Annotated in this window: 2 protein-coding genes; both read left to right on the top strand. The window is 74.1% G+C overall.

Annotated features, from left to right (window positions below; translation table 11 throughout):
* Positions 1-54 precede the first annotated feature (54 nt).
* Positions 55-3,330 carry a non-ribosomal peptide synthetase gene (locus ABH925_RS26770; RefSeq protein ID WP_370151620.1) on the top strand — a complete coding sequence of 1,092 codons (3,276 nt, stop codon included), beginning with the start codon at positions 55-57 and terminating at the stop codon, positions 3,328-3,330.
* Between the two features lie 94 nt (positions 3,331-3,424).
* Complete coding sequence (locus tag ABH925_RS26765) at positions 3,425-18,289, top strand: type I polyketide synthase (RefSeq protein ID WP_370151618.1); 14,865 nt, start codon at positions 3,425-3,427, stop codon at positions 18,287-18,289.
* Positions 18,290-18,337: the final 48 nt, after the last annotated feature.

Raw genomic sequence — 18,337 nt, 5'->3', positions numbered from 1 at the left:
TCCGGAGCCTGTCACTCACCGCGCGCCGTGCACGCGGCGAAAGGGGAGACCGACGTGTCAGCCGTCCAGCAGCAGCAGCCGTTCCGGCGGCCGGTGTCACCGGTCGAGTGGTGGATCGCCGCACACCCACGCGGCATGACGCCCGTGCTGCACGTCGTCGTCGAAGGCACCGGCCCGCTGGCCGCCGAGCGGCTCACCGAAGCCGTCGTCGCAGCCTCGGACTCCGTACCCGGCACCCGGCTCACTCGCCGGGGGCGGTACTGGGTCGACACCGGCCGTCCCCCCGGCGTGCGGGAGATCCCCGTCGCCGCAGGGGCGGCCGTGACCGACCTCGCCGAACTGCGCCGCCCGCTGACCGACCGGCACGGACCCACCTGCGAGGTACTGCTGGTCACCGGCCCGAGCACCACCTCCGTGGTGCCCCAACCTGCCACCACCTCCGTGGTGCCCCAACCTGCCACCACCTCCGTGGTGTTCCGTGCCTCGCACGCGGTGATGGACGCCCACGGCGTGCTCTTCTGGGCCGCCGAGGTGTTCCGCGCGCTGCGCGGCGAGCCGCTGCTCGGCGCCCGCGACACCGCCACCGAGACCGACGTGCTGCCGCCGCTGGAGCCCGGCACCACGCCCGAGCCGCCCGCCCTGGACTGCCCCCCGCTGCTGGGCGCGCACGTCCCGGGACGGGAACGCAGCACCTTCTGGCGCCGCCGCACCGTGGACGGCTACCACCCCGGGCTGGTCGCCCGGCTGGCCACCCTGATCGCCGCCGAGGTCGACGCCGGCCAGGCCCGCTTCGCCGTGCCGGTCGACCTGCGCCGCCACGCCCCGGACATCCGCTCCACCGCCAGCCTCTCGCACAGCGTCCCGCTCGCGGTGCCGTCCGGCCAGCCGTGGGAGACCACGCACCAGCAACTGCTCACCCAGCTGGCGGACGGCGCCGACAGCCGGGCCCGGCTCAGCCCGGCCGTGCTCAGGGTCCCGATGCCGCTGCTGCGGATCATGAACGCTCGGCTGCAGTCGCAGGCGGCGACCAACGGCCGCTACGCCGCCGACGCGTCACTGGCCCACCTCGGCCGGGTCGAACTCGCCGACTACAGCACCGACCACGGCCCGCACGTCCCGTCCGGCGGCGCGGCGTTCCAGGCGCGCAGCCTCTACTCGCTGTCCATGTCGCCGGTCGGCGGGCCGGTGGAGTTCGACCTGGTCGAGTCCGGCGGCCACACCGAGATCACCGTCACCTGGCACGACGGACCCGGCATCGCCGAGCGCGCCGAGCAGTTGCTCGACCGGATCGCCGAGCAGTTGTCCCCGGCCGCGCACCGGCACTGGACCGGCAACGACACCGCGGCCCCCCGCCCCGACGACGGCGACACCGTGGTCCGGCGCTTCGCGGCGCAGGTCGCCGCCACCCCCGACGCGATCGCCGTCTCCGGCCCGCAGGGCGACCTCAGCTACGCCGAACTCGACCGCCGCTCCCGGGCCGTGGCCCAGGCGCTGGCCGCCCGCGGCATCGGCCGCGACGACGTCGTCGGCGTGCTCGCCGACCGCTCCGCGGCCGCGGTCACCGCGATCTGGGGCATCCTCCGGGCCGGCGCCGCCTACCTGCCGCTGGACGCCCAGCACCCGGACGCCCGGATCGCCGGACTGCTCGACGACGCCGGATCCACCGTCTGCCTGGTCGAGCGCCCGCACGACACCCGCTCCGCCGTACCGGACGGCTGCGCCGCCCTCGTCTTGGACAACCTGAGTCTGGACAACCCGAGTCCGGACAACCTGAGTCCCGACGACGTGGGCCCCACCCCCGAGGGCGACTGGCGGGACGTGGAGCCGCAACCCGGCGACCTCGTCTACGTGATGTACACCTCGGGCTCCACCGGCCGCCCCAAGGGCGTCGAGATCGAGCACGGTTCCCTGCTCAACTACGTCGACTGGGCCACCCCGTTCATCGGCGTGGACGGCGACACCCGGATCCCGCTGCTCACCTCGCTGTCCTTCGACGTCTCGGTCACCTCGATCTTCCTGCCGCTGCTGGTCGGTGGCACCCTGCTGCTGCCGTCCGGCCCGCTCGACCACACGACGCTTCGCGAACTGCTGCTGACGTCCAACGCCACCGTGCTGTCGATGACGCCCTCGCTGCTGGAACTGATCTGCGAACTCGACGTCGAGCCGCGCGGCGTCCGCGCCGTCGTCGCGGCCGGCGAGGTGCTGCGCAGGACCGTCGCCGACCGGGTGCTGACGATGTTCGGCGAGGACTGCGCCCTGCTCAACCTGTACGGGCCCACCGAGTGCACCATCGAGGTCACCGCGCACCGCTACGACCCTGCGGTCGACGCCGCGTCGGGAATCCCGATCGGCGCGCCCACCGAGAACTGCACGGTGCACCTGCTCGACGGCCACGGCCGCTTCACCGCACCCGGCGAACTCGGCGAACTCCACATCGGTGGCCTGCAGTTGGCGCGCGGCTACCGGGGCCGTCCGGACCTCACCCGGGACCGCTTCGTCCACCTCGCCGACGGCACCCGGGTCTACCGGACCGGCGACGTCGGCCGGGTGCTGCCCTCCGGTGCGATCGAGTACGTGGGACGTGCCGACGATCAGGTCAAGGTGCTCGGCAACCGGATCGAACCCGCTGAGATCGCCTCGGCGCTGGAGGAGCACCCGACCGTCACCCGCGCCGCCGTCGTGGTCCGCGCCGTCGAGGGTCACGCCGTCAAGGGTCGCAGCAGGGCCGGCGGCGGCCACAAGGCGCTGTGCGCCTACGTCCAAGGGGACGGCATCGACACCGAGGTCCTGGCCGGGCACCTCGCCGAACGGCTGCCGCGCTCGATGATCCCGGCCGCGATCACGGTGGTTTCGGGGTTCCCGCAGACCGTCAACGGCAAGATCGACGTGCGGGGCCTGCCCGACCCCTTCGCCGACCCGGCGGCGGAACCCGCCGTCACCCCGGTCCGCGACGAGATCGGCGCGGCCGTCGCCGCGGTCTGGGCCGACGTCCTCGGGATCGACCCCGAACGCCTGGGCGAGGACTCCGACTTCCACCAGCTCGGCGGGAACTCCCTACTGATGCTGTCGATGATCGCGGCCGTCTGCCGGGAGGTGCTGGACCCCTCGGTCGAGCCGCAGTTCATGGCCCGGCTCGGCGACATCATCCGGGACCCGACGATCGCCCGGGTCGCCGAGATCGCCCGGGAGGCCCACATCGGTCGAGAGGGCCAGATCAGCCAAGACGGCCAGATCAGTCGACAAGGCCAGATCAGCCGGGAGGACCGGCCCGCCCGGGACACCGGGACCACCCGCGAGGTCAGTGACGACGGGTCCACCGTCCCGGCCTGACCCCACCCCACTTCACCACCAGGTCCAGGAGGCCGGCCGTGCCCGACCCGCCGGCCCCGGACCACCGCGCGCCGCCGACGAGGAGCCAACTGAGATGGCGAACGAGGACAAGCTCCGCGACTACCTCAAGCGGGTCACGGCCGACCTGCGTCACGCCAACCGCCGCCTCCGCGAGGCCGAGGAGCGGGCCGCCGAACCGATCGCGATCGTGGCGATGAGCTGCCGCCTCCCCGGCGGCGTGAGCTCCCCGGAGCAGTTGTGGGATCTGGTCGCGGAGGGCCGGGACGCGGTCGGCCCGGTGCCCGCCAACCGGGGCTGGGACATCGACGCGGTGTACCACCCGGAGCCCGGCCGGCCCGGCCGCAGCTACGCCCGTACCGGCGGATTCCTCTACGACGCCGACGAGTTCGACGCCGACTTCTTCGGCATCAGCCCGCGCGAGGCGCTGGCCACCGACCCGCAGCAGCGGCTGCTGCTGGAGGCCGCCTGGGAGGCGTTCGAGAACGCCGGGATCGACCCGCACACCGTCCGCGACACGCAGACCGGCGTCTTCGTCGGCGCCAGCTCCCAGGGCTACGGCGCGGCGTTCCAGACCGTCCCCGAGGAGGTCGAGGGCCACCTGCTGACCGGCAGCGCGTCGGCGGTGCTCTCCGGCAGGATCGCCTACACCTTCGGCCTGCAGGGTCCGGCGATCACCGTCGACACCATGTGCTCCTCCTCGCTGGTCGCGCTGCACCTGGCGGTGCGCTCGCTGCGCCAGGACGAGTGCGGCCTCGCCCTGGTCGGCGGCGCCACCGTGATGGCCAACCTGCGCTCCTTCGTGGAGTTCAGCCGTCAGCGCGGCCTGGCCGCCGACGGCCGCTGCAAGTCCTTCTCGGACGACGCCGACGGCACCGGGTGGGGCGAGGGCATCGGTGTGCTGCTGGTCGAGCGGCTGTCCGACGCCCGGCGCAACGGGCATCCGGTGCTGGCGGTGGTGCGTGGCAGTGCGGTGAACCAGGACGGCGCGTCCAACGGCCTGACCGCTCCCAACGGCCCCGCGCAGCAGCGGGTGATCGCGGTGGCCCTGGCCGACTCGGGCCTGACGGCCGCCGAGGTGGACGCCGTGGAGGCGCACGGCACCGGGACCTCGCTGGGCGACCCGATCGAGGCGCAGGCGCTGCTGGCGACCTACGGTCAGGGCCGGGACGCCGAACGTCCGCTGTGGCTCGGCACGTTGAAGTCGAACATCGGCCACGCCCAGGCTGCGGCGGGGGTGGCCGGGGTCATCAAGATGGTGCAGGCAATGCGGTATGCGTCCCTGCCGCGGACCCTGCACGTCACGCAGCCGTCCAGCGCGGTGGACTGGTCGGCGGGCGCGGTGGAACTGCTGACCGAGCCCCGCGACTGGCCCGATGCCGCGGACCGTCCGCGCCGGGCCGGTGTCTCCGCCTTCGGCGCCAGCGGCACCAACGCGCACGTGATCCTGGAGCAGGCGCCCGAGCCGGTGGCGAGTGATGCCGCCGCGCCCGAACCGGCAGCGACCGAGGGCGTGGTGGCCGACGCGGCCCTGTCTTCCGTCGAGGGTGCTGCCGTCGAGGGGCCTGCTGCCGTGGCCTCCGACTCCGACGTGCCGGTGAGTTCGCCGCCGCTGACGGTGCTGCCGTGGCCGGTCTCGGCGCGTACCGCGCCGGGGCTGCGCGACCAGGCCGCCCGCCTCGCGGCGTTCGTGGCGGAGACGGACGCCGACCCGGTCGACATCGCCCACTCGCTGGCCACCGGCCGCGCCGCGCTGGAGCACCGTGCCGTGGTGCTCGGCGCCGACCGCGCCGAGCTGCTCGCCGGACTCCAGGCCCTGGCCGACGGCCGCCCGGGGACCGGAGTGCTCACTGGAACCGCCGACCTGGACGACGACGGGGCCACCGCGCTGCTGTTCACCGGCCAGGGTGCGCAGTGGGCCGGGATGGGACGCGGGCTGAGCGCGGCGTTCCCGGTGTTCGCGACGGCGCTGGACGAGGTGTGCGCCGAGTTCGGGCCCGGCCTGCGCGAGGTGATGGTCACCGGTGAGTCGCTGGACGAGACCGGGTGGACGCAGCCGGCCCTGTTCGCGTTCGAGGTGGCGGCCTACCGCCTGGTCGAGTCCTGGGGGGTGCGGGCGGACTACCTGCTCGGCCACTCCATCGGCGAGTTGGCCGCGGCCCATGTGGCGGGGGTGTGGTCGCTGTCGGATGCGTGTCGGGTGGTGGCCGCGCGAGGACGGCTGATGCAGGCACTGCCGGCCGGTGGTGCGATGGTCGCGGCCGAGGCGACCGAGGACGAGGTACTGCCGCTGCTGACCGGCACGGTGAGCCTCGCGGCGGTCAACGGCCCGACGTCCGTGGTGATTTCCGGCGAGGTGGACGAAGTAGGGCGCATCGCCGCCCACTTCACCGGGATCGGCCGCCGGACCCGGCGTCTGCGGGTGAGTCATGCGTTCCACTCCGCGCGAATGGACGCGATGCTGGACGACTTCCGGGTGGTGCTGGAGGGCGTCGAGTTCCACCATCCGCGCATCGGCGTGGTGTCCAATGTGACGGGCCGTCCGGCCACCGCCGACGAGCTGATGTCGCCCGGCTACTGGCTCTCCCAGGTTCGTCAGCCGGTCCGCTTCGCCGACGGTCTCGGCGAGTTGAGGGAACGCGGGGTCACCCGGTTCGTCGAGGTCGGACCCGACGGCGTGCTGTCGGCCCTGGCGGACGAGCCGGCCGGCGGCGTCTCCGTCGCCCTCGCGCGCCGCGACCGCGAGGCCGTGCCCACCGCGCTGGAGGCGCTGGCCCGGCTGCAGATCGCGGGTGCTCCGGTCGACTGGTCGGCGGTCATCGGTGGCGGCCGCCGGGTCGCCCTGCCGACCTACGCCTTCCGCCGCCGCAGCTACTGGCTGCGGGACCCGGCATCGGCCGCCGCGACGGGAGTCGGCAGCTGGATGTACCGGGAGGCCTGGCGCCCGCTGCCCGCCTCGCCCACCCAGCAGCTCGACGGCCGCTGGTTGCTGCTCGCCGCCGAGGGCTCCGACGCCTCCGGCGTCGCCGCCGCGCTCGGTGGCGCGGTCGTCATGACCGTGCCCGCGCAGGACCACGCCGACCGAGGGGCACTGGCCGCCCTGCTCGCCCACGCCACCGCTGAGGGTGCTGACGAAATCGGCGCCGACGCCCGATTCGCGGGCGTGCTCTCGCTGCTGGCGCTCGACACGGCGGCGCCGGAGGAGTCGGCTCTCGCGGTGCTGCAGGCCCTTGGCGATGCCGGGGTCGCCGCTCCGCTGTGGGTGGCGACCAGGGGTGCGGTGAGCGCCGCTCCCGAGGACCCGGCCGGTCTGGCCCGCCAGGCCGCCGCCTGGGGCCTGGGCCGGGTGGCCGCGCTGGAGCACCCGGACCGCTGGGGCGGTCTGGTGGACCTGCCGCCCGCCGGGGACGGATCCGAACTGCAGTCCCTTGCCTCGCTGTTGACCCGTGCCGATGGCGAGGACCAACTCGCCCTCCGTGCCACCGGCGGCTACGCACGCAGGCTGGTCCGGGCCCCGTTGTCCTTGGGCGGCGGCTGGCGCACCAGCGGCACCGCCCTGGTCACCGGTGGCACCGGCGGCCTCGGCGCCCGTACCGCGTGCTGGCTCGCCGCGCACGGCGCGGACCACCTGGTGCTGGTCAGCCGCCGGGGTGAGCGGGCGCCCGGCGTGGAGGCCGTGGTGGCCGAACTGACCGCGCTCGGCGTCGGGGTGAGCGTCGCCGCCTGCGATGTCGCCGACCGGGACGCGCTGGCGGAGCTGGTCGCCCGGACCGAGGCCCAGCACGGCCCGATCCGTACCGTGGTGCACGCGGCCGGGGTCGGCGTGCTCGGACGGCTGGCCGACACCGGACCGGACGACCTGCGCACCGCGGCCCGGGGCAAGACACGTGGCGCGGAGAACCTGGACGCGCTCTTCCCGGCGGACACCCTGGACGCCTTCGTCGTCTACTCCTCGGTGGCCGGTGTCTGGGGCAGCGGCGGCCACGGCGCCTACGCGGCGGCCAACGCGCAGTTGGACGCCCTGGCCGGAGAGCGCCGTGCCCGGGGTCTCGCCGGGACGGCGGTCGCCTGGGGCATGTGGAGCCCGGAGAGCGGCGGGATGACCCGGGACGCCGATGTGCACGACTCGGCGAACTGGCACGGTCTCGCCTTCATGGCCCCCGATGCCGCCCTGTCCGCCCTGGAACGGGTGCTGGACCACGGCGAGGCTTCTCTGGCCGTCGCCGACGTCGACTGGGAGCGGTTCGCCCCGGTCTTCGCCGCCGCCCGGCCCCGTCCGCTGATCGCAGAACTGCCTGAGGTCGCCGCGCTGCTCGGCCGCGAGGCCGCCTCCGGCCGGGAGGCCGAGCCGACGGCGGCAGCCGAACCCGACGGACTCCGGGGACGGCTGGCCGCACTGGCCCCGGCCGACCGGCTGCGCGAGCTGGTGGAGCTGGTCCGGTCGGCGACCGCCGCCGTCCTCGGCCACGACGGCGCGGACGCGGTGCAGCCGGCCCGTCCGTTCCGTGATCTCGGCCTCGACTCGCTGACGGCCGTCGAGCTGCGCCGGGTCCTCGGCGATGCCACCGGTCTGCGGCTGCCCGCCACCATCGTCTTCGACCATCCGACCCCGCGCGTGCTCGCGGCCCACCTGCTGACCGAACTCCTCGGCGCACAGCCGGAGTCGGACGCGACAGCCGGGCCGGGCACCGTGCCGGGTACGGCGGACGAGCCCATCGCCATCGTCGGGATGAGCTGCCGCTACCCCGGCGGCATCGAGTCCCCGCAGGACCTGTGGCGGGTCGTCGCCGAGGGCCGCGACGTGATCTCCGGACTGCCCACCGACCGGGGCTGGGACGTCGACGGCCTGTACGACCCCGACCCGGACCGGCCCGGCACCAGCTACGTCCGCGAGGGCGGATTCCTCTACGGCGCGGCAGACTTCGACGCCGACTTCTTCGGCATCTCGCCGCGCGAGGCGACGGCGATGGACCCGCAGCAGCGGCTGCTGCTCGAAATCGCCTGGGAGGCCTTCGAACACGCGGGCGTGGACGCCGCGACGCTGCGCGGCAGCAGTGGCGGTGTCTTCGTCGGCGCGGCCGGGGGCGACTACGGTTCCCGGCTCCAGCAGGTGCCCGAGGGCGCCGAGGGCCACCTCATCATCGGCACCGAGGGCAGCGTCGCCTCGGGCCGGATCGCCTACACCTTCGGCCTGGAGGGCCCCGCAGTCACCGTCGACACCGCCTGCTCCTCGTCGATGGTGGCGCTGCACCTGGCCGCACAGTCGCTGCGGCGCGGCGAGTGCTCCTTCGCGCTGGCCGGCGGCGTCGCGGTGATGTCGACCATGGACGCCTTCGTGGGCTTCAGCGGGCAGCGGGGCCTGGCCGCCGACGGCCGGTGCAAGGCCTTCTCCGAGACCGCCGACGGCTTCGGCCTGGCCGAGGGCGCCGGCATGCTGATGCTGGAGCGGTTGAGCGACGCCGAGGCCAAGGGTCACCGGGTGCTGGCGGTGGTGCGCGGCTCGGCGGTGAACCAGGACGGTGCGTCGAACGGCCTGACCGCCCCCAACGGGCCGTCGCAGCAGCGGGTGATCCGGGCCGCCCTCGCCGACGCCGGTCTCACCCCCGTCGAGGTCGACGCGGTCGAGGCGCACGGTACCGGGACGTCGCTGGGTGACCCGATCGAGGCCCAGGCCGTCCTGGCCGGATACGGCCAGGACCGGTCGGCGGACCGGCAGTTGTGGCTCGGCTCGGTGAAGTCCAACATCGGCCACACCCAGGCGGCCTCCGGTGTCGCGGGCGTGATCAAGATGGTGCAGGCGATGCGCCACGGCGTCCTGCCGAAGACCCTGCACATCACCGAGCCGTCCACGCATGTGGACTGGTCAGCCGGAGCTGTGGCACTGCTGACCGAGGCTCAGCAGTGGCCGGCCACCGGCCGCCCGCGCCGCGCGGCCGTCTCCTCCTTCGGCGTCTCGGGCACCAACGCCCATGTGATCCTTGAACAGCCGGCCGGGCCTGTCGCCGTTGCGGCCGATGTGTCCGATAGTGACGTCTCGTCAGTGTCCGTTGCTGACACGGTCGTCGGCGCCGATGCGTCGACCCCGGTGTCGGCTGACCGGCCTCGGGCGATGTCGGTGGTGCCGTGGGCGCTCTCGGGTCGTTCGGCAGCCGCGTTGCGCGGTCAGGCCGCGCGGTTGCTCGCGTACCTCGACGCGCATCCCGGCCTCGACCCGGCCGCCGTCGGCTGGACCCTCGCCACCGCCCGTACCGCGCACGACCACCGTGCGGTGCTTCTCGGCGCGGACCTGCCCGCGCTGCGGCACGCCCTGGACCGGCTCGCCGCAGGACAGCCCGAGTCCGCCGTGGTCACCGGAAACGCCGCGCTCGGCGGCGGCAGAACCGCCTTCGTGTTCCCGGGCCAGGGCGCCCAGTGGGTGGGGATGGCGGTCGGGCTGCTGGACCACTGGCCGGTGTTCCGGGACCGGATCGCCGAGTGCGAGGAGGCCCTCCGCCCGTACACCGGCTGGTCACTGACGGCCGTGCTGCGCGGCGAGCCGGGCGCGCCGGGCATGGAGCGCGTCGACGTGGTGCAGCCGGCGTCCTGGGCGGTGATGGTGTCGCTCGCCGCCGTCTGGCAGGCCTGCGGCGTCGTCCCCGACGCCGTGGTCGGCCACAGCCAGGGCGAGATCGCGGCGGCCTGCGTCGCCGGACTGCTCAGTATCGAGGACGCGGCCCGGGTGGTCGCCCTGCGCAGCCGGACCATCCTGGCGATCTCCGGTAGCGGCGGCATGGTGTCCGTGGCCGCGTCGCTCGCCGACGTCACCGCGCGACTCGCCGCCTACGACGGCCGGATCACCGTCGCCGCGGCCAACGGCCCCACGTCGGTGGTGGTCTCCGGTGACGCCGACGCGCTGCAGGAGTTCATCGGGGCGTGCAGGCAGGACGGCGTCCGCGCCCGTGGGGTCGATGTCGACTACGCCTCGCACAGTGTCCACGTCGAGGCGCTCCGCGAGCGGATCATCGCCGACCTCGCCCCGATCGTCCCGCTCACCCCGCACACCGACTTCCGCTCCACCGTCGGCCCGGACGGGGACGGAACCGACCGCAACGTGCCCGAGCACGACGTTGCCCCTCTCGGCAGCGCCGAGTACTGGTACCGCAGCATGCGGAACCGGGTGCAGTTCGAGTCGGCGGTCCACGGTCTCGCCGAGGACGGATTCACCACCTTCATCGAGGTCAGCCCGCACCCGGTGGTCGGCATGGCGGTCCAGGAGACCGCCGACGCGGCCGGCCGCGACGTCTTCGTCACCGGCACGCTGCGCCGTGACGACGGCGGCCCGGCCCGGCTGCTGGCCTCCCTCGGTGCCGCCTTCGCGCACGGTGCCCCGGTCGACTGGACGGCGGTCTTCGGCAGCGTCCTGCAGAGCGTCGGCCTGCAGTGCACCGACCTGCCCCGCGTCGAGTTGCCCACCTACGCGTTCCAGCGCCGCCGTTACTGGCTCGATGCCGCGCCCGTCGTGGCCGGCGCCGACCCGGTCGACGCGCGGTTCTGGGAGGTCGTCGAGAACGAGGACCTGCAGGCCCTCGCCCACACCCTCGCGGTCGACCCCTCCGCCCTGGAGGGCGTGCTGCCCGCGCTGCACACCTGGCGCCGGGACCGCCACGAGCAGTCCGCGCTGGACGGCTGGCGCTACCAGGTGACCTGGCGGCGCATCCCGGACGCTGTCGCCGTCCCGGCGGGCCCGCTCCTCGTCGTCCTCCCGGCCCACGGCGGCGCGCAGCCCTGGGCCCGGCAGGTCGTCGACGGCCTCGCGGCCCGCTCCGTCCCGTTCGAGCTGGTGGAGCTGCCCATTGACGGCACCACCCGGGAGGCCGTCGCCGAGCACCTCGCAAGCGTCGGCGTCGGTATCGCGGGCGGAGCCGGTGCCGCGCATCGCGGCGTCGGCGACGGCAGCGACCCGGTGGCGGTGCTCAGCCTGCTGGCCGCGGACGACCGCCCCTGGCGCTACGGCTCCACTCTGCCCACCGGCACCGTCGCCGGTGCGGCCCTGCTCCAGGCCCTCGGCGACCTCGGCGTCACCGCCCCGTTGTGGTGCGCCACCCAGGGCGCGGTTGCCGTCGACCCCGTGGAACGGGTCGACCGGCCGGGCCAGTCCACCCTCTGGGGCCTGGGCCGGATCGCCGCGCTGGAACACCCGCAGCGCTGGGGCGGCCTGGTGGACCTGCCCGCCACCATCACCGCGGCGACCGTCGACCAGCTCTGCACCACCCTGGCCGGTCCCAGCGTCAGCACGCGCAACGGCGAGGACCAGGTCGCGCTGCGCCCGTCCGGCAGCTACGGCGCCCGCCTCACCCGACCGCGCACCGCGCTGCCCGGCGGTGAGCCGGCCTGGCGTCCCGGCGGCACCGTGCTGATCACCGGCGGCACCGGTGGCATCGGCGCCCACCTCGCCCGCCGACTCGCCCGTGCGGGTGCCCCGCATCTGCTGCTTGCCAGCCGGAGCGGAGGCGGCGCGCCCGGCGCCGCCGAGCTGGTCGCCGAGCTGCGGGCGGCGGGCGCCCGGGTGACCGTCACCGCCGTCGACGTCGCCGACCGCGACGCGGTGGCCGGGCTGCTCGCCTCGGTGCCCGACGACCTGCCGTTGCGGTCGGTGTTTCACACCGCCGCGATCCTCGACGACGGGGTCCTCGACGCCCTGACCGGCGACCGCGCCGCCGCCGTGCATGCGCCCAAGGCCGACGCCGCACAGCACCTGCACGAGCTCACCCGCGACCTCGACCTCGACGCCTTCGTGCTGTTCTCGTCCATGGGCGGGACCCTCGGCGGCCCCGGCCAGGGCAGCTACTCCGCCGCCAACGCCTACCTCGACGCGCTGGCCCGCCAGCGCGCCGCCGACGGCCTGCCCGCCACCTCCGTGGCCTGGGGCGTCTGGGCGGGCGGTGGCCTCGCCGACGGTGAGGTCGGTGAACTCGCCCGCCGGCTCGGGATGACACCGATGGACCCCGAACGGGCGCTGACACTGCTGTTCCGCGCCATCGACAGCGGCGAACCCGCCGTCGCCGCCGCCGACATCGACTGGGCGCGCTACGCCACCTCGTTCACCCTCTCCCGGCCCAGTGCGGCGCTGCGTGAACTGCCCGAGGCGGCGACCGCCCTCGCGGAGGCCGATCCGGCCGAGCAGGACACCGCGGCCGACCTCGGCCGGGAACTCGCCGCCCTGCCGAAGCCGGACCAGGACCGACGACTGCTGGACCTGGTGCGCTCACACGCCGCCGCGAGCCTCGGCCACGCCGAGGCGGACGCCATCGCCCCGACCCGGGCCTTCCGGGAGCTGGGTTTCGACTCGCTCACCGCCGTGGAACTGCGCAACCGGCTCGCCGCCGCCACCGGTCTGCGGCTGCCCGTGAGCCTGGTCTTCGACCAGCCGACGGCGACTGTCCTGGCCCGCCATCTGCGCAGCCTGCTGCTGGATGACGGACCGTCTGCTGATGCTCCGTCAGCACCGGTACCAGTAACGACCCTCGTCGACGACGACCCGATCGCCATCGTCGCCATGTCCTGCCGGCTGCCCGGCGGTGTCGCCTCGCCCGACGACCTGTGGCGTCTGCTGGTCGAGGAGCGGGACGCGGTCGGCCCCTTCCCGACCGACCGGGGCTGGGACATCGAGGGCCTGTACGACCCGAACCCCGAGCACACCGGCACCTTTTACGCCCGCGAGGGCGGATTCCTTTACCAGGCCGCCGACTTCGACCCCGGCTTCTTCGGCATCTCGCCACGCGAGGCGCTGGCGATGGACCCGCAGCAGCGGTTGCTGCTGGAGACCTCCTGGGAGGCGTTCGAGCGCGCGGGCATCAACCCCGAGACGGTACGCGGCAGCCGCACGGGCGTCTTCGTCGGCTCCAACTACCACGACTACGTCTGCCGCCTGCACGACGCACCCGAGGGGTTCGAGGGCCAACTGGCCCTCGGCAGCGCGGCCAGCGTCGCCTCCGGACGGATCAGCTACGTGCTCGGGCTTGAGGGCCCGGCGGTAACGGTGGACACGGCGTGCTCGTCCTCGCTGGTGGCGCTGCACCTGGCGGTGCAGGCGCTGCGGCGCGGCGAGTGCACCCTGGCGCTGGCCGGTGGTGTCACCGTCATCTCCTCCCCGGAGACCTTCGTCGAGTTCAGCCGCCAGCGCGCACTCGCCCCCGACGGCCGCTGCAAGGCCTTCGGCGAGGACGCCGACGGGGCCGGCTGGGCGGAGGGCGTAGCACTGCTGCTGGTCGAGCGGCTGAGCGACGCGCGGCGCAACGGGCACCCCGTGCTGGCGGTCGTGCGTGGCAGCGCGGTCAACCAGGACGGCGCGTCCAACGGCCTGACCGCCCCCAACGGCCCGTCACAGCAACGGGTGATCGGCGCGGCCCTGGCCGACGCGGGCCTGTCCGCCGCCGAGGTGGACGCCGTGGAGGCACACGGTACGGGGACGTCACTGGGCGACCCGATCGAGGCACAGGCCCTGCTGGCGACCTACGGGCAGGGACGCGACGCCGAACACCCGCTGTGGCTCGGGTCGGTGAAGTCCAACATCGCCCACACCCAGGCCGCCGCCGGTGCCGCGGGGGTGATCAAGATGGTGCAGGCGCTGCGGCACAGCCTGCTGCCCCGGACCCTGCACGCGGACCAGCCGTCGACCCGGATCGACTGGACGGCCGGCGCGGTGGAACTGCTCACCCGGGCCCGGCCGTGGACCACCGGCCCCCGCCCGCGTCGCTTCGGCGTCTCGGCCTTCGGCATCTCCGGTACCAATGCGCATGTCGTGATCGAGGAGGCCCCGGCCGTCGAACCTGTCGAGACCCTCGTGGACGTCGAGTCGGAGGCCGGGCCCGGCGCAGGGTTGATCCCGTGGACGCTGTCGGCCCGAACCGCAGACGCCCTGCGCCAGCAGGCAGTCTCCCTGCGGAACTCGGCAGGCGAGTTGGATCCGGTGGATGTGGGGTTCTCGTTGGCGTCGGGTCGTGCGGCGTTGGAGTACCGGGCGGTGGTGGTGGGTGCGGATCGTGAGGAGTTGCTGGCCGGACTTGACCGTCTGGGTGACGGGTCGCGTCCGGTGGGTGCCGGGGTGCGGCGTGAGGGCTCATTGGCGGTGTTGTTCACGGGTCAGGGTGCGCAGTGGGCGGGGATGGGGCGTGAGTTGTATGCCGCGTTTCCGGTGTTCGCGGCTGTGTTGGATGAGGTGTGTGCGCAGTTCGGGTCTGACTTGCGTGAGGTGATGTTCGGCGGGGTGGGTTTGGATGAGACGGGGTGGACGCAGCCGGCGTTGTTCGCGTTCGAGGTGGCTGCGTACCGTCTGGTCGAGTCTTGGGGTGTGGAGGCCGACTACCTGCTCGGGCACTCGATCGGTGAGTTGGCGGCGGCGTATGTGGCGGGGGTGTGGTCGCTGTCGGATGCGTGCCGGGTGGTGGCTGCGCGGGGTCGGTTGATGCAGGCGTTGCCCGCGGGTGGTGCGATGGTCGCGGTTGAGGCGAGCGAGGACGAGGTGCTGCCGCTGCTCACCGACGGGGTGAGCATTGCGGCGGTCAACGGCCCCACCTCAGTGGTGGTTTCCGGTGACGAGGACGAGGTCGAGCGCGTCGCCGCGCACTTCACCGGGGCCGGACGCCGTACCCGGCGTCTTCGGGTGAGTCATGCGTTCCACTCCGCGCGGATGGACGCGATGTTGGACGACTTCGCTGCTGTCCTGGCACAGGTCGAGTTCCGGGTGCCGCAGTTGGCGGTCATGTCGAATGTGACGGGTCGTCTGGCCACAGCCGAGGAGCTGATGTCGTCGGCGTACTGGGTGTCCCAGGTGCGCCAGGCCGTCCGCTTTGCCGACGGTGTGCGGGAGCTGACGGAGCGTGGCGTGACCCGCTTCGTGGAGGTGGGCCCGGACGGCGTGCTGTCGACCCTGACGGCCGACCTGGCCGAGGACGGCGTCGCCGTTCCGCTGGCCCGCCGCGACCGCGAGGCCGAACGGACCGCACTGGACGCGGTCGCCCAGCTGTATGTCGCCGGGGTACCCGTCGACTGGGCCCGGGTCATCGGCGCCGGACGACGCGTCGACCTGCCCACCTATCCCTTCCAGCGTGACCGCTACTGGCTGGACGCACCGCCGCGCGGCGGCGACCCGGTCGCCCTGGGGCAGGGAGCCGTCGAGCACCCGCTGCTCGGCGCGGCGGTCCCGCTGGCCGACGGCGACGGCTACGTCTTCACCAGTAGGCTGTCGGCCGCCGACCAGCCCTGGCTGGCGGACCACCGCGTCATGGACGCGACCCTGGTCCCCGGCACGGCGTTCGTCGACCTCGTACTGGGCGTCGGCGCCGTCGTCGGCTGCGAGCGCATCGAGGAGCTGACGCTGCAGGCACCGCTCGTCCTGGAGGACTCCGGTGCGGTGCAGGTCCAGCTGACCGTGGGGGCGCCGGACGAGATGGGCTCCCGCGCGGTGCGGGTCTTTTCCCGGGCGGGCGGCGCCGACCTGGACGAGCCGTGGACCCGGCACGCCACGGGCCGGCTGGTCGTCGGCCGTCAGTGGGTCGCCCCCGACCTGGGCGCCTGGCCGCCCGCCGAGGCTGAGGCAGTCGCGGTGGACGAGCTGTACGACACGCTCGCCGAGGCCGGATTCGCTTACGGTCCCGCGTTCCGGGGACTGCGCGCGGTGTGGCGGCGGGGCGCCGAGGTCTACGCCGAGGTCGGTCTCGCGCCGAACGAGCAAGCCGAGGCCGGCAGGTTCGGGATCCACCCGGCACTGCTCGACGCAGCCCTGCACACGCTCGCCTTCGCCGAGGGAGTCGCCGGGCGCGGCGTCCTCCCGTACTCGTTCGAGCGGGTGTCACTGGAACGCGTCGGCGCCGCCGCGCTCCGGGTGCGGCTGGTGGCGACCGCGCCGGACACCGTCACCGTCGACCTCGCCGACCACACCGGCAGCCCGGTGGCGACGATCGGCGGCCTGATCCTGCGGCCGGTCACCGCCGACCAGGTGAAGGCCGCCCGCTCCCGCTACCACGACTCGCTGTTCCGGGTCGACATGGTGATGGCGCCCACCGCCCCGGCCGGTGCCCACACCGGTGAGCACTGGGCGGTGCTCGGCCCGAACCCGGCCAAACTGGTGAAGGCGCTCGCGGTGGCCGGCGCTACGGTCGAGCCCTACCCGGACCTCGACGCGCTGCGCGACGCGATCACCGGCGGCACACCCGTCCCGGACCGGGTGATCGTCACCGGGATGGACGAGCAGGCCGGCAGCCTGTCGAGGCGCGTCCGCCACGCCACCTACTGGGCGCTGCAGCTCGTGCAGACCTGGCTCGGCGACGAGCGGTTCACCGACGCGCGGCTGGTCTTCGTCACCAGGAGCACCGGCGACGCGGTCGAGGACGACCTCGCCTGGGCACCCGTCTGGGGCCTGGTGCGGTCTGCCCTGTCCGAGAACCCCGAGCGCTTCGCCCTGCTTGACCTCGACGACCACGACGTCTCGTACCACGCACTCGCGGCGGCCGTCACCTGTGGCGAACCCAACGTCGCGGTCCGGGTGGGCGCGGTGCACGTCCCGCGCCTGGCCCGGGTGGCCGCCACCCCCGGCCTCACCCCGTCCGCCAGCTGGGACGGCGACGGCACCTTTCTGATCACCGGCGGCACCGGCGGCCTCGGCAGCCTGCTCGCCCGGCACCTGGTCGCCGAGCACGGCGTGCGGCATCTGCTGATCACCAGCCGGCGCGGCCTGGCGGCCGAGGGCGCGGAGGAGCTGCGCGCCGAACTGACCGCGCTCGGCGCCGAGGTGCGGATCGCCGAGTGCGACGTCGCCGACCGGGCCGCCCTGGTGGAACTGCTCGCCTCGATCCCCGCCGAGCACCCGCTGCGCGGTGTGGTGCACGCCGCCGGGGTCGTGGACGACGGTGTGGTCTCCTCGCTCACCCGCGAGCAGATCGACATCGTGCTGCGCCCGAAGGTCGACGCGGCGATCAATCTGGACCAGCTCACCCGGGGCATGGACCTGTCCGCGTTCGTGCTGTTCTCCTCGCTGGCCGGGACGTTCGGCGGCACCGGGCAGGCCAACTACGCCGCCGCCAACACCTTCCTGGACGCCCTGGCGCACCAGCGCAAGGCCTCCGGCCTGCCCGCGCTGTCCCTGGCTTGGGGACTGTGGGAGCAGCCCAGCGGCATGACCTCCAAGTTGGACGAAAGCGACTTCAAGCGGATGGCCCGGGGTGGCCTCGAACCGCTGTCCTCGGCCGAGGGCCTCGCCCTGTTCGACATCGCCTGCGTCGTCGACGAGGCCGTGCTGGTGCCCGCCCGGCTCGTGATCGACTCCATCGCCGCCCAGGCCGGCACCGAGGCCGTCCCGGCGATCCTGCGCGGCCTCGTCGGCCGCCCGGCCCGGCACGCCGTCACGGCCGCGGCCGGTCCCGCGACGGTCGGTGCGGCGGCACCCAGCGGCGGCCTGGAGCGGCAACTCGCGCAGATGTCCCCAGCCGAGCGGGAGCACACCCTGCTCGAACTCGTGCGCACGGAAGCCGCGATGGTCCTCGGTTACCCGGGTCCTGGCGCCGTCGAGGCCGAACGCGGCTTCCTGGAGCTCGGTTTCGACTCACTCACCGCACTCGAACTGCGCAACCGGCTCACCGGCGCCACCGGACTGCGGCTTCCCGCCACCGTCCTGTTCGACTACCCGTCGCCGACCTCGATGGCGGCACACCTGCTCGGCCACCTCGTCCAGGACGAGGCCGAGTCGGCCCGGGACATCGCCCTCGCCGGCCTGGCCGGCCTGGAGACCGCCCTGCCCGAACTCACTGCGGACGACGACACCCGCGAGCAGCTCGCCAGGCGCCTCCAGGACCTGCTGGACCGGATCGCGGGCCGCCCGGCCGATGGTCCCACCGTCGTCGACCGCCTCGACGAGGCCACCGACGACGACCTGTTCGCCTTCATCGAGAACGATCTCGGTCTCTGACTCCCCGCCGTGCTCCACGCGGTGGCGCACCTCCAGAAAGGCAACGAC

It is taken from the genome of Streptacidiphilus sp. EB129 (assembly GCF_041262645.1).
Classification (GTDB): domain Bacteria; phylum Actinomycetota; class Actinomycetes; order Streptomycetales; family Streptomycetaceae; genus Streptacidiphilus.
This window is presented reverse-complemented; position numbering and strand designations above follow the sequence as displayed.

Coding starts and splice junctions, on each gene's coding strand:
- ABH925_RS26765 (WP_370151618.1), top strand. CDS start 3,425: ATGGCGAACGAGGACAAGCTCCGCGACTACCTCAAGCGGGTCACGGCC.